General features: G+C 41.6%; 16 protein-coding genes. 6 read left to right on the top strand and 10 right to left on the bottom strand.

The genetic code is table 11. The features are described 5' to 3' along the window. Positions 1-13 precede the first annotated feature (13 nt). The 4 genes from ftsY to IWX76_RS16900 are packed head-to-tail and all read left to right on the top strand — an operon-like array spanning position 14 to position 5053. The gene (gene ftsY / locus IWX76_RS16915) at positions 14-976 is read left to right on the top strand and encodes a signal recognition particle-docking protein FtsY (protein WP_196861219.1); all 963 of its coding nucleotides are present in this window, start codon (positions 14-16) and stop codon (positions 974-976) included. A gap of 18 nt (positions 977-994) precedes the next feature. Further along, positions 995-2329 carry a 30S ribosomal protein S12 methylthiotransferase RimO gene (gene rimO / locus IWX76_RS16910; protein WP_196861218.1) on the top strand — a complete coding sequence of 445 codons (1335 nt, stop codon included), beginning with the start codon at positions 995-997 and terminating at the stop codon, positions 2327-2329. A 46-nt stretch (positions 2330-2375) separates the two neighbouring features. Then, entirely contained in the window at positions 2376-3962 is a 1587-nt protein-coding gene (bshC, locus tag IWX76_RS16905; RefSeq protein WP_196861217.1) for a bacillithiol biosynthesis cysteine-adding enzyme BshC, read from the top strand. 5 nt (positions 3963-3967) lie between these two features. Then, on the top strand, positions 3968-5053 hold the full coding sequence (locus tag IWX76_RS16900) for an Ldh family oxidoreductase (protein WP_196861216.1): 1086 nt from the start codon (positions 3968-3970) through the stop codon (positions 5051-5053). A 28-nt stretch (positions 5054-5081) separates the two neighbouring features. On the opposite strand, the gene lepB is transcribed toward IWX76_RS16900, so the two are convergent. The 5 genes from lepB to IWX76_RS16875 all read right to left on the bottom strand — a co-directional run bounded on the left by lepB (position 5082) and on the right by IWX76_RS16875 (position 9518). Further along, positions 5082-6293, bottom strand: coding sequence for a signal peptidase I (gene lepB, locus IWX76_RS16895; protein ID WP_196861215.1), 1212 nt, complete (start codon positions 6291-6293; stop codon positions 5082-5084). A 3-nt stretch (positions 6294-6296) separates the two neighbouring features. Then, positions 6297-7043, bottom strand: a complete 747-nt coding sequence (gene dapB, locus IWX76_RS16890; RefSeq protein WP_196861214.1) for a 4-hydroxy-tetrahydrodipicolinate reductase — start codon at positions 7041-7043, stop codon at positions 6297-6299. Positions 7044-7167: 124 nt separating this feature from the next. Then, positions 7168-7785, bottom strand: a complete 618-nt coding sequence (locus tag IWX76_RS16885) for a DUF5683 domain-containing protein (protein WP_196861213.1) — start codon at positions 7783-7785, stop codon at positions 7168-7170. After that, on the bottom strand, positions 7785-8708 hold the full coding sequence (locus IWX76_RS16880; RefSeq protein ID WP_196861212.1) for a ParB/RepB/Spo0J family partition protein: 924 nt from the start codon (positions 8706-8708) through the stop codon (positions 7785-7787). The genes IWX76_RS16885 and IWX76_RS16880 overlap by 1 nt, the downstream gene beginning before the upstream one ends. Before the next feature lie 9 nt (positions 8709-8717). Beyond that, positions 8718-9518 (bottom strand): ParA family protein, encoded by an 801-nt coding sequence (locus IWX76_RS16875; RefSeq protein WP_196861211.1) that lies wholly within the window; start codon positions 9516-9518, stop codon positions 8718-8720. A 182-nt stretch (positions 9519-9700) separates the two neighbouring features. Here IWX76_RS16875 and IWX76_RS16870 point away from each other — a divergent pair, with 182 nt between their 5' ends. Then, positions 9701-10222, top strand: a complete 522-nt coding sequence (locus IWX76_RS16870; RefSeq protein WP_196861210.1) for an NADPH-dependent FMN reductase — start codon at positions 9701-9703, stop codon at positions 10220-10222. A 7-nt stretch (positions 10223-10229) separates the two neighbouring features. Here the strand turns inward: IWX76_RS16870 and IWX76_RS16865 are convergent, their stop codons facing one another. Further along, the gene (locus tag IWX76_RS16865) at positions 10230-10682 is read right to left on the bottom strand and encodes a hypothetical protein (protein ID WP_196861209.1); all 453 of its coding nucleotides are present in this window, start codon (positions 10680-10682) and stop codon (positions 10230-10232) included. Between the two features lie 45 nt (positions 10683-10727). On the opposite strand from IWX76_RS16865, the gene IWX76_RS16860 reads away from it, so the two are divergent. Beyond that, a complete protein-coding gene (locus IWX76_RS16860) occupies positions 10728-12359 on the top strand; it encodes an ABC transporter substrate-binding protein (protein WP_196861208.1) in 1632 nt (543 codons plus the stop codon). 2 nt (positions 12360-12361) lie between these two features. On the opposite strand, the gene IWX76_RS16855 is transcribed toward IWX76_RS16860, so the two are convergent. The 4 genes from IWX76_RS16855 to IWX76_RS16840 all read right to left on the bottom strand — a co-directional run bounded on the left by IWX76_RS16855 (position 12362) and on the right by IWX76_RS16840 (position 19265). Then, positions 12362-14779 (bottom strand): TonB-dependent receptor domain-containing protein, encoded by a 2418-nt coding sequence (locus IWX76_RS16855; RefSeq protein WP_334642130.1) that lies wholly within the window; start codon positions 14777-14779, stop codon positions 12362-12364. Positions 14780-14979: 200 nt separating this feature from the next. Continuing rightward, the gene (leuS, locus tag IWX76_RS16850; protein WP_196861207.1) at positions 14980-17787 is read right to left on the bottom strand and encodes a leucine--tRNA ligase; all 2808 of its coding nucleotides are present in this window, start codon (positions 17785-17787) and stop codon (positions 14980-14982) included. A gap of 67 nt (positions 17788-17854) precedes the next feature. After that, positions 17855-18283 (bottom strand): hypothetical protein, encoded by a 429-nt coding sequence (locus tag IWX76_RS16845; RefSeq protein ID WP_196861206.1) that lies wholly within the window; start codon positions 18281-18283, stop codon positions 17855-17857. A 106-nt stretch (positions 18284-18389) separates the two neighbouring features. After that, positions 18390-19265, bottom strand: coding sequence for a PAS domain-containing protein (locus IWX76_RS16840; RefSeq protein ID WP_196861205.1), 876 nt, complete (start codon positions 19263-19265; stop codon positions 18390-18392). Positions 19266-19323: the final 58 nt, after the last annotated feature.

Raw genomic sequence — 19323 nt, 5'->3', positions numbered from 1 at the left:
CTAAACATTCCGTATGGGTTTATTTGATTTTTTTAAAAAAAAGGAGACTGCTCCTGAAGCTCAAGAGGCTTTAGACAGGGGATTAGAGAAAACTAAGAATGGTTTTTTAAGTAAGATTACGAAAGCTGTTGCTGGTAAATCTACCGTAGACGATGATGTTCTCGATAACCTGGAAGAAGTACTGGTGACTTCGGACGTCGGTGTTTCCACAACTCTGAAAATAATTGACCGCATACAGGACCGCGTAGCGAAGGATAAATACTTATCAACTTCAGAACTACACCGCCTGTTAAGGGAGGAAATTCAACTGCTACTTGCAGAGAACAACAGTAACGATTTTCGCAAATTTGAATACGGCGATCATAAACCATACGTAATTATGGTGGTTGGCGTTAATGGTGTAGGTAAAACGACCACCATTGGTAAATTGGCACATAAACTTAAAGCGGAAAACCTTAAAGTGGTACTTGGTGCGGCTGATACTTTTCGAGCAGCAGCAGTAGAACAGATTAAATTGTGGGGTGAACGTGTTGGCGTACGTGTGGTTGCACAAGCCATGGGTTCTGATCCTGCTTCCGTTGCTTTCGACACGCTTCAATCGGCAGTGGCCAATAAAGAGGATGTGGTGATTATTGATACTGCTGGTCGTTTACACAATAAAATAGGCCTGATGAACGAGTTAGGTAAAATTAAGAATGTGATGCAAAAGGTAATACCGAATGCACCGCATGAAATTCTGTTGGTATTGGATGGCTCTACAGGCCAGAATGCTTTTGAACAGTGTAAACAATTTACCGATGCCACAGACGTAAATGCTTTAGCCATTACCAAATTAGATGGTACAGCAAAAGGTGGTGTCGTGATTGGTATTTCTGACCAGTTTAAAATTCCAGTTAAATATATTGGTGTAGGTGAAGGCGTGAACGACCTCCAGCTATTTGATAAAAAAGCTTTTGTAGACAGCTTGTTCAACTAAATTATTAAAAAACAATTCATGAATACTAAAGTTACTTCCAAAATAATTCCCGTAAAAAAACCTAAGGTAAATGTGATTACCCTGGGATGCTCTAAAAACATCTACGATTCGGAGGTTTTAATGGGGCAGCTACGTGGAAACAGCATGGATGTTGTTCATGAATCGGATACCATGGACAAAGACGATATCGTGGTGATCAACACCTGTGGTTTTATCGACAATGCCAAACAGGAGTCTATTGATACCATTTTACAATATAGTGCGCTGAAAGAGGAAGGTAAAGTAGCCAAGGTTATTGTGACCGGCTGTTTATCGGAACGCTACAAACCTGAACTGGAAGCTGAAATAACCAATGTTGATGCCTTTTTTGGTACCAACGATTTAAATAACATCCTGCACTCTTTAGGTGCTAACTACAAACATGAGCTGATTGGCGAACGTTTGTTAACCACTCCTTCTCACTTTGCTTATTTTAAAATTGCAGAAGGCTGTAACCGCCCCTGCTCTTTTTGCGCCATTCCGTTGATGCGTGGTAAACATGTTTCCCGCGACATGAATGAACTGGTGAACGAAGCAAAGATACTAGCTGCTAACGGAACCAAGGAACTGATTTTAATTGCACAGGACTTAACGTACTACGGACTGGATATTTACGGCAAACGTAATTTGGATGAGTTGTTACGTCGCTTATCTGATGTACCGGGTATTGAGTGGATCAGGTTGCAGTATGCTTACCCTTCTGGTTTCCCAATGGAAATTTTGGATGCCATGAATGAAAGAGAAAACATATGTAAATACCTGGATATGCCTTTACAGCATATTACTGACAATATGTTGAAATCTATGCGTCGTGGTATTACTAAACAAAAAACCATCGACATCGTTAACCAGATTAGGGATAAAGTTCCTGGAATTGCCATGCGTACCACTTTAATTTGTGGTTACCCTGGAGAAACCGAGCAGGACTTTGAAGAAATGTTACGTTGGGTAGAAGATACACGTTTCGACAGGTTAGGTTGTTTCACCTACTCTCATGAAGAGAAAACCCATGCACACCAACTGATTGACGATGTGCCCGAAGAAGTGAAACAAGCGCGTGTAGATGCCATCATGGAACTGCAACAAGGAATTTCTTACGATATCAATCAGGAAAAAATTGGTGAAACTTACAAAGTGTTGGTAGACAGAAAAGAAGGCGACTACTTTATCGGCCGTACGCAATATGACTCTCCAGAAGTAGATAATGAGGTTCTTATTGATGCAGCCACTGGTTATGCTGCTAACGGAAGTTTCGTAAATGTGAAGATAGACCGGGCTGAGGATTTTGATCTGTATGGTCAAATTGTAAAATAAAACAAGCGGACTATGAATGATGGCATAAAAACTTAAATTCGTACCGATGCTTGCCAAATACATATCCTACAAAGAAACCAATTCCTTTTCCCCTATTGTATTAGATTACTTGGATGGAAAAGAAGCGCTTGAGCCTTTTTATGCATATAAACCTGTACTGGCAGGCTTTAAAGAAGCGATTAATAACAGAAAATATACGGTTAACAGGCAACTGTTAACCGATATTATACAAAAGCAATATACAGGCATCTCCAAGTCTGCTGCCCTCGATGGGCATATTCAACTGCTTAAAGCAGAAAACACCTTCACGATTACTACAGGTCACCAGCTGAATATCTTTACCGGTCCTTTATATTTTATTTATAAAATTGTGACTGCCATTAACCTGGCGAAAGAGTTAAAGCAGGCCTATCCCGACTATAATTTTGTACCGGTATACTGGATGGCTACGGAAGACCACGATTTTGAAGAGATTAACCACATTAAGGTAGAGGATAAAATGCTGACCTGGGAAAAACAGGCTGCCGGTGCAACCGGACGTTTATCTACACCCGACATGGCCGAGGTGTTACAAGCCTACCAGGGTTACCTGGGCATTACTGAAAATGGACAAAGGTTAAGTGAACTGGTTGAAAAGGCTTATGCTGGTCACCAAACTCTTAGTGCTGCTACTCGTGAACTGGTAAACGGTATATTTGGGGAGCATGGACTGGTTTGTATAGATGCTGATGAACGGGAATTAAAAAAGGAGTTTGCGTCTATCGCTTATCAGGATATTACCGGACAACACAGCTTCGAGCATATTAGTGCAGCAAATAACGCCTTAACGGATATTGGTTATAAACCTCAGGTAAACCCCAGGGAAATCAACTTCTTTTACATGACCGACCAGTTAAGGGAGCGGTTAGTGAACGATGGTGATGGCTACCTGGTGAACAATACGGAAATCCGTTTTACTAAAGAAAGTTTACAACAAGAAATTAATGAATACCCCGAACGTTTTAGTCCGAATGTAGTGATGCGCCCTGTATACCAGGAAGTGATCCTGCCAAACCTGGCTTACATTGGTGGAGGGGCAGAATTAACCTACTGGCTGCAGCTAAAAAGCAATTTCGACTTTTATAAAGTTCCTTTCCCCGTCGTGATGCTGAGGAATTCGGCGATGGTGATCGACCAGCAAAGTGCACGCAAAATGCATATTTTGGGCATTAGCCACCAAAACATCTTTGATGCAAATGCAGATTTAAAAAATGCATGGATTAAAGCACATGTGAGTCAAGACCTCTCGCTTGAAGACCAGCGTCGTTCTATTACAGCCATATTTGACCACATTAAGCTGAATGCTTATAAAATAGACAAAACCTTGTCGCAAACCGCCGACGGAGCAAAAACCAAAGCCCTCAAACTGATCTACACCTTAGAGAAGAAGATGTTGCGTGCTGAAAAACGCAAACATGTCACTTCCCTGAACCAGATTGATGGTTTAAAAAGCAGGCTGTTTCCTACAGGTGTACTGCAAGAGCGGGTATTGAATCTAGCGCCTCTATACGTTTTATACGGTGATGATTTCCTGGATGCTTTGCTACAAAACTTTAAACCTTTAGACTATAAATTCACGATACTTTACGCCTAGTTGATATGACTTTCCATACGTTTACTGAAGAAAAACTGCGTTCTTTTACGGAGCGGGTATTTTTAACCATGGGCTGCCGTGTGGCTGATGCTTACCTGGCCGCTGATGTGTTGTTACGTTCAGACCTTCGTGGTATTGATTCGCATGGGGTGGCCCGTTTAACCGGGTATGTACGTCTATGGGAAAAGAAACGCATCAATGCACAACCTGTGATTAAAGTGGTTCATGAAACCGCAACTACGGCCACCGTAGATGGTGATGGCGGTTTAGGCTTAGTGGTGGCACCATTTGCCATGAAATTGGCGATGGAAAAAGCAGCTACTTATGGAAGCGGATGGGTTGCGGTAAAAAATTCCAACCACTTTGGTATTGCAGGATACCATGCTTTGCTGGCTGTTGAGCAGGATATGATCGGCATCAGCATGACTAATGCCAGTCCGCTGGTAGCCCCTACGTATTCCAGTGAACGTTTATTGGGTACCAACCCCATGTGTTATGCCTTTCCAGCTGGTAAATACCCACCGGTGATTGTAGACATGGCGACTGCAGCCGCAGCAAATGGTAAATTGGAGATTGCACAACGTGCAAATGAAAGCATTCCGGAAGGTTGGGCACAGGATAAAAACGGGCAATCATCTACCGACCCTAATACTTTAAAAAACGGCGGTTCTTTATTGCCTTTAGGGAGTGATAAAGACCATGGCAGTCACAAAGGTTATGGTTTAGGCGCCACGGTAGATATTTTATCGGCAGTACTTTCGGGTGCCAATTACGGGCCATGGGTTCCTCCTTTTGTTGCCTTTTTAGATCCACCAACCGACCCGGTTGGCGAAGGCATTGGGCACTTCTTTGGGGCCATGCGTGTGGATGGCTTCCGCCCTGCCGAAGATTTCAAAAACCACCTGGATAACTGGATTGAAAGGTTTAAAAGCTCGGGCACCATTGATCCGGAGAAAAAAGTTATTATTCCTGGTGAGCCTGAATATGCCGCAGAAATTGAGCGCAAAAAAAACGGCATCCCTTTGGTGGATGCCGTTGTAAAAGATTTAAACGAACTGGCTGTAAAGCTCGGTATCGAGTCCCTGTCGTAAATATATTTTTTGGTTATTAAGAGGGATTTTAATGAATCCCTCTTAATAACCTGTTCCACCTGATTTTGCTGAAGAACGAACCATTGGTATCGTAGCTCATCCAGATGAATAAGGCTTTACCTACCACGTGGTCTTCTGGTACAAAACCCCAGTAACGCGAATCCAGAGAGTTATGTCTGTTATCACCCATCATCCAGTAATAATCCATTTTAAAGGTATAACTATTGGTTTTAACGCCATTGATGATGAAATCATTACCCACTTTTTCTAGCGTATTGCCTTCGTAAACACGGATACTTCTTTCGTATAAAGGCAGGGTTAAACTATCTAACTTCACGGTCCAGCCTTTTTTAGGCACCTGTATCGGTCCGAAATTATCTACATTCCACGGTCTGTTAGGATCATGTGGAAAAACTGACAATTCCTGTACGCCCGTAGCTTGTGTATTTTCTTTCACAGATTGTACAAAGTTTAGTTTACGGACTTCATTCATCATGGTTTCAGTAGCGGTAAACTCATAGGTGTTATCCGACATTCCGGTAATGTCATTCTGCAGGTTAAAACCCATGTCTTCAAATACCTGGAAGTTAACATCGCTGGTTTTAAACGTTACTGCATAACCCGTTTGTCCGGTTGCTTTAAGTTTCTCTGGTTTTCCGTTTACAGAAACCACTCCATTGAGCATACTCACCACATCACCACCAATGGCGATACAACGTTTAATATAATTTTCACGTTTATCTACTGGTCTGGCCACGATGGTAAACTGGTTGTGTACCGTTTCTCTGCCTAGGTTACGGATCATGTCGTAATAATCATGCTCTTGCTGCTCTAAAGCAACGGTATCTCCTTCTGGGAAGTTAAATACGACTACATCATTACGTTTTATGTCCTGGAATCCAGGTAATCTTTTGTAAGCCCACTGTATGCCATCGTAATAGGCTTTACCACCAGTAATTGGCATGGTATGGTGTGCAAAAGGGAAGGCAACAGGTGTCATCGGGATACGGGCACCATAATTAACCTTACTAACAAATAAGAAATCGCCAATTTTTAAAGACTTCTCCATGGATCCGGTAGGAATGGTATAAGCTTCAATAAAAAATACACGGATGATAGTGGCAGCTACAACAGCAAAAAGGATGGCATCAAACCATTCTCTGCTTTTAGTTTTCTTTTTCTTTGGAGTAGTATCCTGATGATCAGTATCCTTTTTCTTTTCCCAGAACTTATAGTTCATATGTTATGATTTGTTAAAATTAAAGATATCAGCAATGTTATAAAAACCTTGCTTATGTTGCAGCCATTCTGCGGCAATCACTGCGCCCAATGCAAAACCGGCACGGCTGTGGGCGGTATGTTTTAACTCAATATCGTCTACCTCAGAGCTGTAAACAACTGTATGTGTACCTGGAACCTGATCAACACGTTGTGAAGTGATTAACAGTTGCTCCTCTTTTACCACATCGTCAAATGGCGTTCCTTCTATTTCGTTCACCCATTCTTCTTTACGGTCAAGGTTTTCGATAATACCTTCGGCGATAGTCATGGCTGTACCACTTGGCGCATCCAGTTTTTCGGTATGGTGAATTTCTTCCACCTGTACTTCATAGTCAGGAAAATTATTCATCAACCTGGCCATCATTTCATTGATATGGAAAAACAAATTAACCCCTATACTGAAGTTTGACCCATAAAGCAGGGTATTGTTACGGCCAAGGCAGTCATTTTTAACCTGCTGTAACTCTCCATACCAACCTGTGGTACCTACCACAACCGGGATGTTGGCATCAAAACAAGCATAAATATTGCTTAGGGCAGCGTCTGGTGCACTAAAGTCTATGGCTACATCGGCCTTGCGTAAATTGGAGGTTGTTAAATCAGCGATGTTATCGATGTTGACTTTCAACACCACTTCATGGCCGCGCTCTAAAGCAAAACGCTCTATCAGCTGACCCATTTTTCCGTAACCCAGTAAAGCTAGTTTCATTGTTTTAGTATTTTCTATTTAAGCAGTCGTCAACTATATTCATGTTGGTTATGCGTATTTGCTGATGATCATTTCATCAGTGTTTGATTTTATAATTCTTTGTCTTCTTGTACTACCGGCAGCCTTAAAACCTCAACGTGAGTTTTACACCCGGAGCCGCAGCGGCGTAACCATACATGGTTCCCGAGTTCATGTTCAGGCTGGGTGATAATTTCAAAGAAAGGTCGTCGCCAACGTCAAAGTATTTTAAACGGGCATCTACATAAGCTTCAATAATGTTAACCGCGTACAAAGCGCCGAAAGAGAAGATGATTACCCAGCGGTTTCTACCATAGGTATCCTTTGCGCGGATTAAACCCTCTGTGGGGTATGGCTCCAAATCTCCACCTGGCCTACCTACTCCACCGTTATTAACCCGGTATTGTAGCTCTTCCAGGTACCTATGATATTCTTTATTGTTATCTATGTAGGATAGCGTGAGTAATGTGGCACCAGTATAAATGGCGGCCACCTTGGCGATGCGGTAAACCGTTACCCCATTGCCTATCTGTCCCATACCCGGAACGATAGCAGAACGGATGGCGGCACGACGACCGGCAACTTTACCCGGATTGATATAAGCAGGCTTCAACGTATCTATTTTAGCCGTTGTGCTGTCTTTTTTTATTGGCATAGGTTCTTGTCCTTTAACTACCAGGGCAGCAAAAAACAAACAAACCGCAAAGCTTAAGCATTTAGACATTACCAATCCAACAATTCAAGTATTCTGTTTAAGTCATCATCAGATACGAATGGAATCTCGATTGCTCCTTTTCCATTCTGTCCTACTTTCAGCTTCACTTTGGAAGCAAACCTGGATGCCAGGTCTTTTTGTAATTTTTGATATTCAAAAGAAGCCGTAGCTGCCGCTTTTGCCGACTTAGGCTTTAGCTGCTGGTTATTCAGGTCGCGCACCAGTTCTTCTACTCTCCTCACCGAAAGACCTTTTTCAATGATCTCCTGGTGCAGGAACAGCTGTTTATCGGTACCATCCACGTTAATCAGTGCTCGGGCATGGCCCATAGATATTTTCTGGTCGCGAATAGAGATTTGAATCACCGGTGGCAATTTCAGTAAACGAAGGTAATTCGTTACGGTACTCCTGTTTTTACCTACCCTTTCGCCTAGTTGTTCTTGTTTCAGGTTGCACTCTTCCATCATCCGCTGGAAGCTCAATGCCACCTCTATGGCATTCAGGTTTTCCCGTTGGATATTTTCAATTAAGGCCATTTCCAGCATCTGCTGGTCGTTAGCACTTCTGATATAAGAAGGGATGCGGGTCAAACCTGCCAATTTAGAAGCCCTTAAACGGCGTTCTCCAGAAATCAACTGGTATTGATTGGCAGCGATTTTTCTTACCGTTATGGGTTGAATTAAGCCCTGGGTTTTAATCGACTCAGAAAGTTCGTTTAAAGCAACCTGGTCAAATTCTGTGCGCGGCTGAAAAGGGTTGGTTTCAATTTCACTGATATTAATATCGCCAATGCTATTTTCCTGACGCTGATCGATCGTTGTCTGGTGGCTGGGAACGTTCTTGGAACCTTTCGGTTGATGAACGGAATCGGTGTCATCTAAAAGCGCACTTAAACCTTTACCTAAACCTGTTTTTCGCTGAAAAGATGTCATGGTGTATAATTATATAGCGGTTTTCAAATGGTCAACTTCACCAAGCAAGCCATTCTTACGAACAATCTCGCGGGCTAGGTTCAGGTAATTGATTGCACCTTTGCAATTGGCATCGTGCATTATCACAGAAATACCATAACTAGGGGCTTCACTTAAGCGGGTGTTACGTTGAATAATGGTATCAAAAACTAAGTCCTGAAAGTGCGTACGTACCTCTTCCACCACCTGGTTTGACAGGCGAAGGCGCACATCGTACATGGTTAACAGAATGCCTTCTATTTCCAGTTCAGGATTTAAGCGGGTTTGAACAATTTTGATGGTATTTAATAACTTGCCTAATCCTTCCAGTGCGAAATACTCACATTGAACGGGAATGATTACAGAATCTGCGGCAGTTAGGGCATTGATGGTAATTAAACCAAGGGAAGGAGAACAATCGATAATGATAAAATCATACTGGTCTTTAACTTTCTCCAGTACCGCCTTCATTTTGTATTCCCTGCTGTTCAGGTTTATCATCTCAATTTCGGCACCTACTAAATCAATATGTGCAGGAAGAAGATCTAAATTAGGGGTATCTGTTTTTTGTATGGCTTCTGAAGGCTCTACATCGTTAATGATACATTCGTAAATACTGTTCTTTATATTTCGGGGATCGAAACCAATTCCAGAAGTCGAGTTGGCCTGAGGATCTGCATCAACTAATAAGGTCTTATACTCTAATACAGCTAAACTAGCGGCTAAATTAATTGATGAAGTGGTTTTCCCTACTCCACCCTTTTGATTTGCCAGTGCAATAATTTTACTCATTTATTTTTTTAAAAATTATAAATTATTTGCCTGAGGCTTAATTATTCGTGGTTTTATTACACCAAAAAATGCTATTTTTGTACAATTCAGGCACTTTTTAATGATTAGCTAAGATACAAACTTATTGGCATATATGCTGTCAAAGCGGTAAGTGTTTTAAACATATTACTAACACTTTTTACATGATAACCATCATATCAGGCACCAACAGACCACATAGTAATACGCTGAAAATCGCGAAATATTATCAGAAAACTTTATTGAAAAAAGGAACGGACACCCGGTTATTTAGTTTAGAAGAATTGCCCGACAGCCTGATAAAAACAGATCTTTACGGGCAACGGAGTGAGGCCTTCAAACCGATTCAGGAAATGGTGACCAATACAGAGAAGTTTCTTTTTATTATTCCTGAATACAACGGCAGTTTTCCAGGCGTGTTAAAAACCTTTGTTGACGCCTGTGAATTTCCGGCAAGTTTTTACAATAAAAAAGCCTGCCTGGTGGGCATATCTTCCGGGAAATATGGTAACATCCGGGGCATCGATCATTTCGCTGGCATCAGCAGTTACCTGCACTTAAATGTGATGCCTTTACGTTTACACTTATCGTCGATAAAACTGGAAATGAACAATAGCGAAGACCTTTTTAAAGAAGACACCCTGAAGTTTACCAATGAGCAAATGGATAAATTTATTGCTTTCTAAAAACGGGTTATACCCCGAAGCTGATCCAGGTTTTCCCTTCGTTACCAAACACAAAATAACCTGGATTTAATATTTCCGCCAGGTCTTCTAACAGCGCTATTTGTTCTGCAGGATGTTCTGTTGGTTGGATTTCATCCAATAAGTATAAACGGTTATATTCTACCGCTGGCCATTCTTTTTCCAGCATGGCGGGCACTACTCCCATTAGGTTAAGCATGCTGCTGCCAGGCTCCAGGTAAAGCACCACCCTGGCTAATTTCGGGTCAATTTCAAGCTGCCCTCCTGCCAGGTTAAGCAATTCATTTAGCGCCGGGTTAGGTGCATTATGCGCATCAAGAACCGCCACCGGCACTTTATCCATAAACTTAATCTTATGCCTTACCAGATCCACACGGTCTTGTAATTCTTCTCTGACCAATTCATCCTCAACATTATTAATAGCGGCATTTAAAAAAGACATATCGATTTATTTATTACTTTGTGCAAAAGTAATATTCCTTATCTGATGCATCGTACTATTAAATATATTTTTTGGAGCCTGCCATTCATCCTGTTGTTTTCCTGCCAAGATAAACCTGATCACAGCGATAAAAAAGTATTCAACCTAAACATCGACCAGGGCCTTACTTCCTTGGATCCAGCTTTTGCCAGAAACCAAAATGCCATTTGGATGATCAACCAGCTCTTTAATGGCTTGGTGCAAATAGACAGCAATTTAAACACCGTTCCAGCGATTGCCAAAACCTGGCAGGTGAGTGCTGATGGACTACAATATACCTTTAACCTGCGCCAGGATGTTTATTTCCATGACGACCCGCTGTTTGCCGGTGGCAAAGGGAGAAAAGTAGTGGCGGCCGACTTTGCCTATAGCTTTAACCGTTTGATCGACCCTGAAGTAGGCTCATCAGGCGGATGGATTTTTAGCGACAAGGTGAAAGACGCAAAGAGTTTCGTGGCCCTTAATGACAGCACCTTCCAGATACAATTGGTAAAACCTTTCCCGGCCTTCATGAACCTGCTAACGGCACAATATTGCTCAGTGGTACCCAAAGAAGTTGTAGAACATTATGGTAAGGATTTCCGCAGTCACCCGATAGGAACCGGTCCTTTTACCTTCAAATACTGGAAAGAGGATGAAATTATGGTGCTGCTTAAAAATGAGCGCTATTGGGAAACCGATGGCCAGCAATACCTGCCCTACCTCGATGCGGTGAAAGTGACTTTCATTAACGACAAACAAAGTGCCTTCATGAATTTTATTAAAAAAGAACTTGACTTTTTTGATAAGGTAGATGGCAGCTACCGCGATGATATTTTAACCAAAAGCGGCAAAATGACCAGCAAATACAAGAATGCTTTTCAATTAAAAAAAGGCGAATACCTTTGTACGGAATACCTGGGCATACTGGTTGACACGAGTAAGACGATTGTTAAAAATTCGCCTTTGAAAAATAAGCTGGTGCGCCAGGCCATTAATTATGCCATCGACAAGAAGAAACTGATCAAGTACCTGCGTAACAGCATTGGCACGCCAGCCACTTCCGGCTTTGTGCCTGCAGGCATGCCTGGTTTCGACAGTGTAAAAGTAAAGGGTTATTCCTATCAGCCGCAAAAAGCTGCAGCCTTACTGGCAGAAGCAGGTTTCCCCGGTGGCAAAGGCCTGCCGCTAATTACGCTGAGTGCCTCCACCACGTCAAAAGACCTGATTGAATTTATCCAGGGGGAGTTGCATGCCATCGGCATTAAAGTAAAGGTAGATGTAAATCCAAGCGCCAGTTTACGCGACCTGATGTCAAAAAATGAGGTAACTTTCTTCAGGGGATCCTGGATTGCAGATTATCCCGATGCAGAAAATTACCTCAGTGTATTTTATTCTAAAAACCGTGTGCCTTTCGGACCAAATTACACGGGGTATTTTAATGATGATTTTGACCGTTTGTTTGAGCAAAGTTATTACGAGAATGATCCCGAAAAGCGTTATGCACTATATCATCAAATGGACAACATGATCTTAGAACATGCTTCTGTAGTGCCTGTTTATTATGACCAGTCGGTAGTGATGTTACAAAACAACATCTCGGGTTATTTGATGAACCCCTTAAACCTGATGGTGCTTAAAAGGGTTCAAAAACATTAAGGCTACAAACCTCCTTGCCCAGTGCCAGTACCCATGCCGCCTTGTTGCTCCCCTTGTTTTTGGTCATCGTTGTTAATTTTCTTTTTTTTGGTCGGGTTATAATTAATCTTACCAAAGCTATAGCTGAAGTTAATACCGAAAGAACGAATAGGGTAATAAATATTTGTGCTTTGCAAAAAGGTTGGCGATTGGTTAACCGATTCAATGTGCAGGTCTCTAGCGAACACATTAAACACGTTAATACCTACTGTTCCTTTTTTATTCAGGATTTCTTTTTTTACTGCACCACCATAAAATTGCATGGCACCGCTTTTACCCTGGAAAGTATAACGCGGTCCGTTATACACTCCGAATATTTCTGTGTTCCATCCCCCTTTAAAGGATATTGCCGAGCGTAAGAATGCACTATAGTTTAACTTCACACCGGTAGAAGCACCCGATTCCTGACCATCTACTTCATATGTATTTAGGTTAAAATTACCCATTACTGTCCATTTCGGTTTGATGTTATACGATGCAAAAGCATTGGCACCATAAGACTTGCGCGTACCAACGTTATAATAAGAAGTTAACTTTTGTGCAGGGTCAAATACATTTTCAATCACATCCTGTGTATTTCTATAAAATACAGAGGCATTAATCACAGAACCTTTGATATAAGTAGAATAACCCAGTTCAATGTTATCGCTTAACTCCGGACTCAAACCTGGGTTACCTTGTGTTTTATTCTCCGGGTCATTTTGGTTCTGGAAGGGGTTTAAGAAAAACAGACTTGGACGCGACATGCGTTTGTTATAACTTAACTTCACGCTGGAATTTCCTTTTAGGGTTTGCGACAAGATCACACTAGGGAACAAGTTAAAGTAGTCGTTATCAAAGTTCAGTTCGGTGCCTGATTGTCCGCCGATTTTGGTGTATTCTGCACGTAAACCACCTTTAACAGTTGTTTTCTTAGCCAGTTTAAAACTGATTACTCCGTAAACCGCACCTACATTCTGGTCGTAATCGAAATCTTGTTCTGAATCCTGGTATTTACTTTGGATATTTCTAAAAATACCTTTCATTCCGGTTTCCAATACCGTTACTTTCGAAAAGGGATAGGTATAATCTGCCTGTACCGTATATTCATTGTTTTTACCCGTATTGTCGCCATTAATAGTGGTTGAATTTCCATTCGCTAAACGGTCAACCGTGTTAAATTCATTAACATTTTGTCCAAATGAAGCCTGGCCCATCAAAGCAAATTCTTCACCTTCTTTTTTAGTAGTCCGTCTATAATCTGCACTCCAATCTACATTTTTAAAGACCATGGCATTATCTGTATACCTGGAATAATTTTCAGTATCGCCAGCAGCGTTGATATTGCGCACGTCTAAAGAACCATCCGAACCATTCTCAAAACGGTTGAACTTCACATTGGTTGATAAACTGTTGTAGTTATTGATATCGTAGTCCAAACCTGCACTACCATTGTAACCCCAGCGATTGGCTTTAGTTGTACCCTGTTGTAACACTCCCCTATTGGTTATGTAATTCTGGTTAAGAATCTCCACACGGGTGTCCTGTGGGATGGCATATTGAGTACCGATGTTACTGGTAAAACCTAAACGACCTTTTTTGGCGTTTAAACTTACGTTGCCATTGTTCTGGCGGGTACCTACGGACGTATTTACTGAACCACTTACCCCTTGTGCCGTTTTTTTCTTGGTGATGATGTTAATGATACCGCCAGTACCTTCCGCATCATACTTAGCTGAAGGGCTGGTGATCACTTCTACCGTCTTAATTTCTTCTGCAGGAATCATTTTTAAGGCGTCTGCCACACTATTAGCCATGGTACCTGAGGGTTTACCATTGATTAACACCCTGACTGCAGAACCCCTTAAGGTAACGTTACCTTCAATATCTACCGATAATAATGGAACCTTTCTCATCACATCACCTGCTGTACCACCAGCTACAGTAACATCCTGATCAGCGTTATAGACCATTCTGTCGATTTTATTTTCCACCATTGCCTTTTGGCCACTGATTTCCACTTCCTTTAAGTTACTTGCAGTTGGGGCTAAAATGATGGTACCGATGTTATTATCAGGACGCTCAGGTGTGGTTTTCACCTGTACCGATTTAGTTTTATAACCCATAAAACCGATGGATAATTTGTATTCATCAGGAACAACATTCTGCATGACGATTTTACCTTTATCATCTGTTAAACCCCCATTAACTGACTTGTTATCTTTCACTTTCACCAACGATACGGTAGCATAATCGACAGGCTTTTGGGTAAGCGAATCAATTATCACCGCGGTGATTCTACCTGTTACGGTAACTTTTGCAGCTCCGCCGCCCATTGGGAATTGTGCCTTTGCACTACTCACCATTCCTAAAACTATAAACAATAGTAAAATTCTTTTCATATAATTCTGTGTCGTTTTCTGTTAGTCCAAAGTGACGACAAATTGTTACATCATGCACTAAAAACAATGTTAATGTTACAAAAAGCGAACATTTGAACGGATATGGGTGCTAGTTGATCGCTTTAAACAGTTAAAACAAAAATAGCCTGTACCGTTTTTCAACGATATAGGCTATTCACATTGGCAATAACAAATAAAGGTTATATCACTAGGTTTACAATTCTACCTTTGACCACAATTACTTTTTTAGGCGCTTTACCATCCAGGTATTTTTGTACCTGTTCGTTCGCTAAAACAGCGGATTCAATCTCGGCCACGTCAAGTGTAGCGCTTAAACTTAAGTTTAACCTGGTTTTTCCATTTACAGATATCGGGTAGCTAAACTCATCTTCCAACAAGTGCGCTGGATTAAACTCTGGATATGAGGTGTACGACAAGCTGCCTGCCTCATTGCCTAATAAAGTCCACAGTTCCTCACAAATATGCGGGGCATAGGGTGATAAAACCAGGGTTAAATCAGACAAGACACTTTTGTTGTTACACTTCAGGTCTGTTAATTCATTTACAGCAATCATAAAAGCAGATACGGAAGTATTGAATGAGAAACGCTCCACATCATCTTGTACCTTTTTGATGATTTTATGTAGCGCTTTTAATTCTGCTTTGCTCGGCTCCTGGTCAGACACGCGGAATTCCCATTGCTCATTGTGGAACAAACGCCAGAATTTACGAAGGAATTTAAACACCCCTTCGATGCCATTGGTGTTCCATGGTTTGCTTTGCTCAAGCGGTCCTAAAAACATTTCATACATCCGCAGTGTATCGGCACCATAACTCTCCATAAGCACATCGGGGTTAACCACGTTGAACTTAGATTTCGACATCTTTTCCACTTCCACGCCACAGATATATTTGCCATTTTCGAGGATAAATTCGGCATCCTGAAATTCTGGTCTGAACAGCTTAAACTTAGGGATGTTTAACACTTCGTTTTCCACAATGTTAACATCAACATGTAATGCCGAAGTTTTATATTGATTTTTCAGACCATGAGAAACCAGGGTATTCGTACCCTTACCTTCTTCGTCGACCACCCGGTACACAAAATTACTGCGTCCCTGGATCATGCCCTGGTTAATTAGTTTTTTGAAGGGTTCTTCCTCGGTTACATAACCCATGTCTTTTAGAAACTTATTCCAAAAGCGGCTATACAATAGGTGCCCTGTAGCATGCTCTGCGCCACCAATGTACAAGTCAACATCTTTCCAGTACTCAATAGCATCTTTCGAAGCAAATTCCTGGTCATTCTTTGTATCCATGTAACGGTACCAGTACCAACTGGAACCCGCCCAACCCGGCATGGTACTCAATTCATACTCATATTCATCATCATAGCTCCAGTTTTCGGCCCTGCCTAATGGCGGTTCACCTGATTCTGTAGGCAAGTATTTGTCAATTTCCGGAAGCACCAGTGGTAATTCTTCCTCTTTTGTTAAATAAGGCAGTCCGTCTTTAAAATAAACCGGAATGGGCTCACCCCAATAACGCTGCCGACCAAAAATAGCATCACGCATGCGGTAATTGATTTTGGCTTTACCCGCTTGTTTTTCTTCCAGCCACGCATTTAATGTTTCGGTAGCTTCAGTATAGCCCATGCCATTGATAAAGCCAGAGTTGATATACAAACCTTCCTTAGTTGGATCAGCCTGCACATCGATATGTTGCTGCGCATCTAATATCTGTACGATCGGTAAACCGAAGTGAGTAGCGAAAGCCCAGTCACGCTGGTCGCCACTTGGCACACCCATGACCGCCCCTGTTCCATAACCAGCCAATACATAATCGGCGATCCATAAAGGCACACGGTCGCCACTTACCGGGTTAACCACATAACTGCCGGTAAACACTCCCGATACAGATTTGGTATCCGCCATGCGGTCTAGCTCCGATTTCTTACGTGTTTGTGCAATGTATTGCAACACCTGGTCTTGTTGCGCAGGTGTAGTTAAAGCTGCAACCAACTCGTGTTCTGGTGCTAACACCAAGTACGATACACCAAAAATAGTGTCTACACGGGTAGTAAACACTTCAATATAACTTGCTGGCAAATCTGCTGTTACCGCGGTTTTGTCAATATCAAATCTCACACTGGCACCCACACTTTTACCAATCCAGTTGCGTTGCATTTCTTTTACCGGCTCTGGCCAGTCGATCGTATTTAAGCCCTGTAGCAAACGCTCGGCATAGGCCGATATGCGCATGCTCCACTGCATCATTTTCTTTTGCTCAACCGGGTGGCCACCACGTTCAGAAAAACCACCGATCACTTCGTCGTTGGCTAATACTGTTCCTAATGCCGGGCACCAGTTTACGGTACTTTCCCTTAGATAAGTAAGTCGGTATTTTAGTAATTCTATTTGTCTGTCTTCAAATGACATGGTTGCCCAATCGCTAGGCAGAATCCTGAGTACTTCTTCATCGCAAACCGCTTTGATGCCTTCAGAACCTATGGTATTAAACTTTTCTACCAGGGTAGAAATGTCTTCAGCCTTATCGGTTTCCAGGTTATACCAGGAATTGAACAATTGCATGAAAATCCACTGCGTCCATTTATAATAACCCGGATCGCTGGTACGCACTTCACGGCTCCAGTCGAACGAAAAGCCGATCTGGTCTAGCTGTCTGCGATAAGTGTTAATATTGGTTTCGGTGGTAATGGCGGGATGCTGTCCGGTTTGAATGGCATATTGTTCTGCTGGCAAACCAAAAGAGTCGTAACCCATGGGGTGTAAAACGTTAAAACCTTTTAACCTTTTATACCTTGAAAATATATCTGAGGCAATATAACCCAGGGGATGGCCTACATGTAAACCTGCTCCCGATGGGTAAGGGAACATATCTAATATATAAAATTTAGGTTTTTCGGCATTAGTTTCTGCTTGGAACGTTTTATGCTCTGCCCAGAAATCCTGCCACTTTTTTTCTATGTCTTTAAATTGGTAATCCATTTCAGCTCTGCTTATATAGCGCGAAAATAATGAAATTAATTACCTTTTAGCAATGTTACCTTGGAAGCTACCTCACCAGGTAGTAAGTTTCGGTAACCTTAGGATTGGATTTATCTACCGTTCCGGTAAAGGTGAAAGCCTTCTCCGTGAGGTTATCGACACTACAATAAAGCAATTTATTGGACAGGCTAATGTTAAACATTCCTCCCATTAACACCACGTAGTTGCCGATTACGCGATTTCCATCACCCAGGTTTATTTCGAGTTCATCACTTTTATTGTTTTTAAAGTCGATGTAATCTGTGGGTTGGTAAGGGATGGAAGCCGACGATACAACAGCGGTGCCACCGGCATCGTAAGTACGTGTTTCAATTCTTTCAATTTGCCACCAGCCGCTCATATTGGGCTGGATACTATCTGACGATTCTTTTTTACAAGCAATGCTTAGGGTTAACAAGCAAATGAATGCGCTAATATTGAATAATTTTAATTTCATAACCAACTGTTTATCCGTACTTTTTTAAAATTTAACGGCAAACTTGTTGACTTATTACAGCAGTTCTGGTAAATTGTAACCTTCTAACAATGCAGTATACAGCAGATTACTCTTTTAAGATCGAATCACTCATCATTTTGCTCACTTCCCTGGTAATCTCATCTAGTTCAGCAGCACAGATACCGATGAGTCCGTGTATGGCATTTAATTCGTCTGGGTCTGACATCTGTTTACTTAATTCTACCAGACTAATGATGGAAGCGACAGGCTTTCTAATGGCATGGGAGTTTGTCCACGACATTTTTCTTAATATCCTGTTCTGTTGTTGTAGTTTGGCTTCGCTTAACTTTCTTTCGGTAATAACGTTTTGAATGGAAATGTACCTGATTAATTCATTCTGTTCATTATAAATTCCTGAAATAGTCATTTCAACCCAGTACTTCGTACCCGACCTGGTGTAATTTAGTACTTCAAAAACACCATGGTGACTAGTTTCTAGCACCCCCATAATTTTGTGTTGCAGTTTTTTATCTGTTTCAGGTCCATGCAGTAAGTCGGTGGTTTTACCTTGAATGTCTTCGAGCTGATAACCCGTGAAATTTATAAAAGTTTGGTTAACCCAGGAAACCCGCCCATAGGTATCTGTAATGACCACCATATTATGGATGCGGTCAATAACTTCGGCCAACTTTTGGTTTTCTTTCAAAGATTGATTTAACTCTTTTTCAGTATCATAGAGTTGCTGAAGCTTTTCATGTTCAGATTTTCTTAACCGATCAGCAGCTTCGCCCTGGCGATTGATAGCGAAGTATAAAAGAAGTGCTGTAAGAGAAATAAAAAGAACTCCCTTAATCACCTCCAGTTTATCTTTACTAAAGGGTAACCAGCTATGTAACATATCAACGACTACGCTACCGAGCAATATCCAGCACAGGCTGATCAGAAAATAAAGCAGAACAATTTTAAGTGGGTTGATACGCATTCTTACTCAAGTATATTTGATTGGTTCTAATTTTAATCGCTAAATATACCTTCCATAT

The sequence above is a fragment of the Pedobacter sp. CAN_A7 genome, from assembly GCF_015752175.1.
Lineage (GTDB): Bacteria > Bacteroidota > Bacteroidia > Sphingobacteriales > Sphingobacteriaceae > Pedobacter.
The sequence above is the reverse complement of the archived record's forward strand: the minus strand, read 5'-3'. Positions and strand labels throughout refer to the sequence as shown.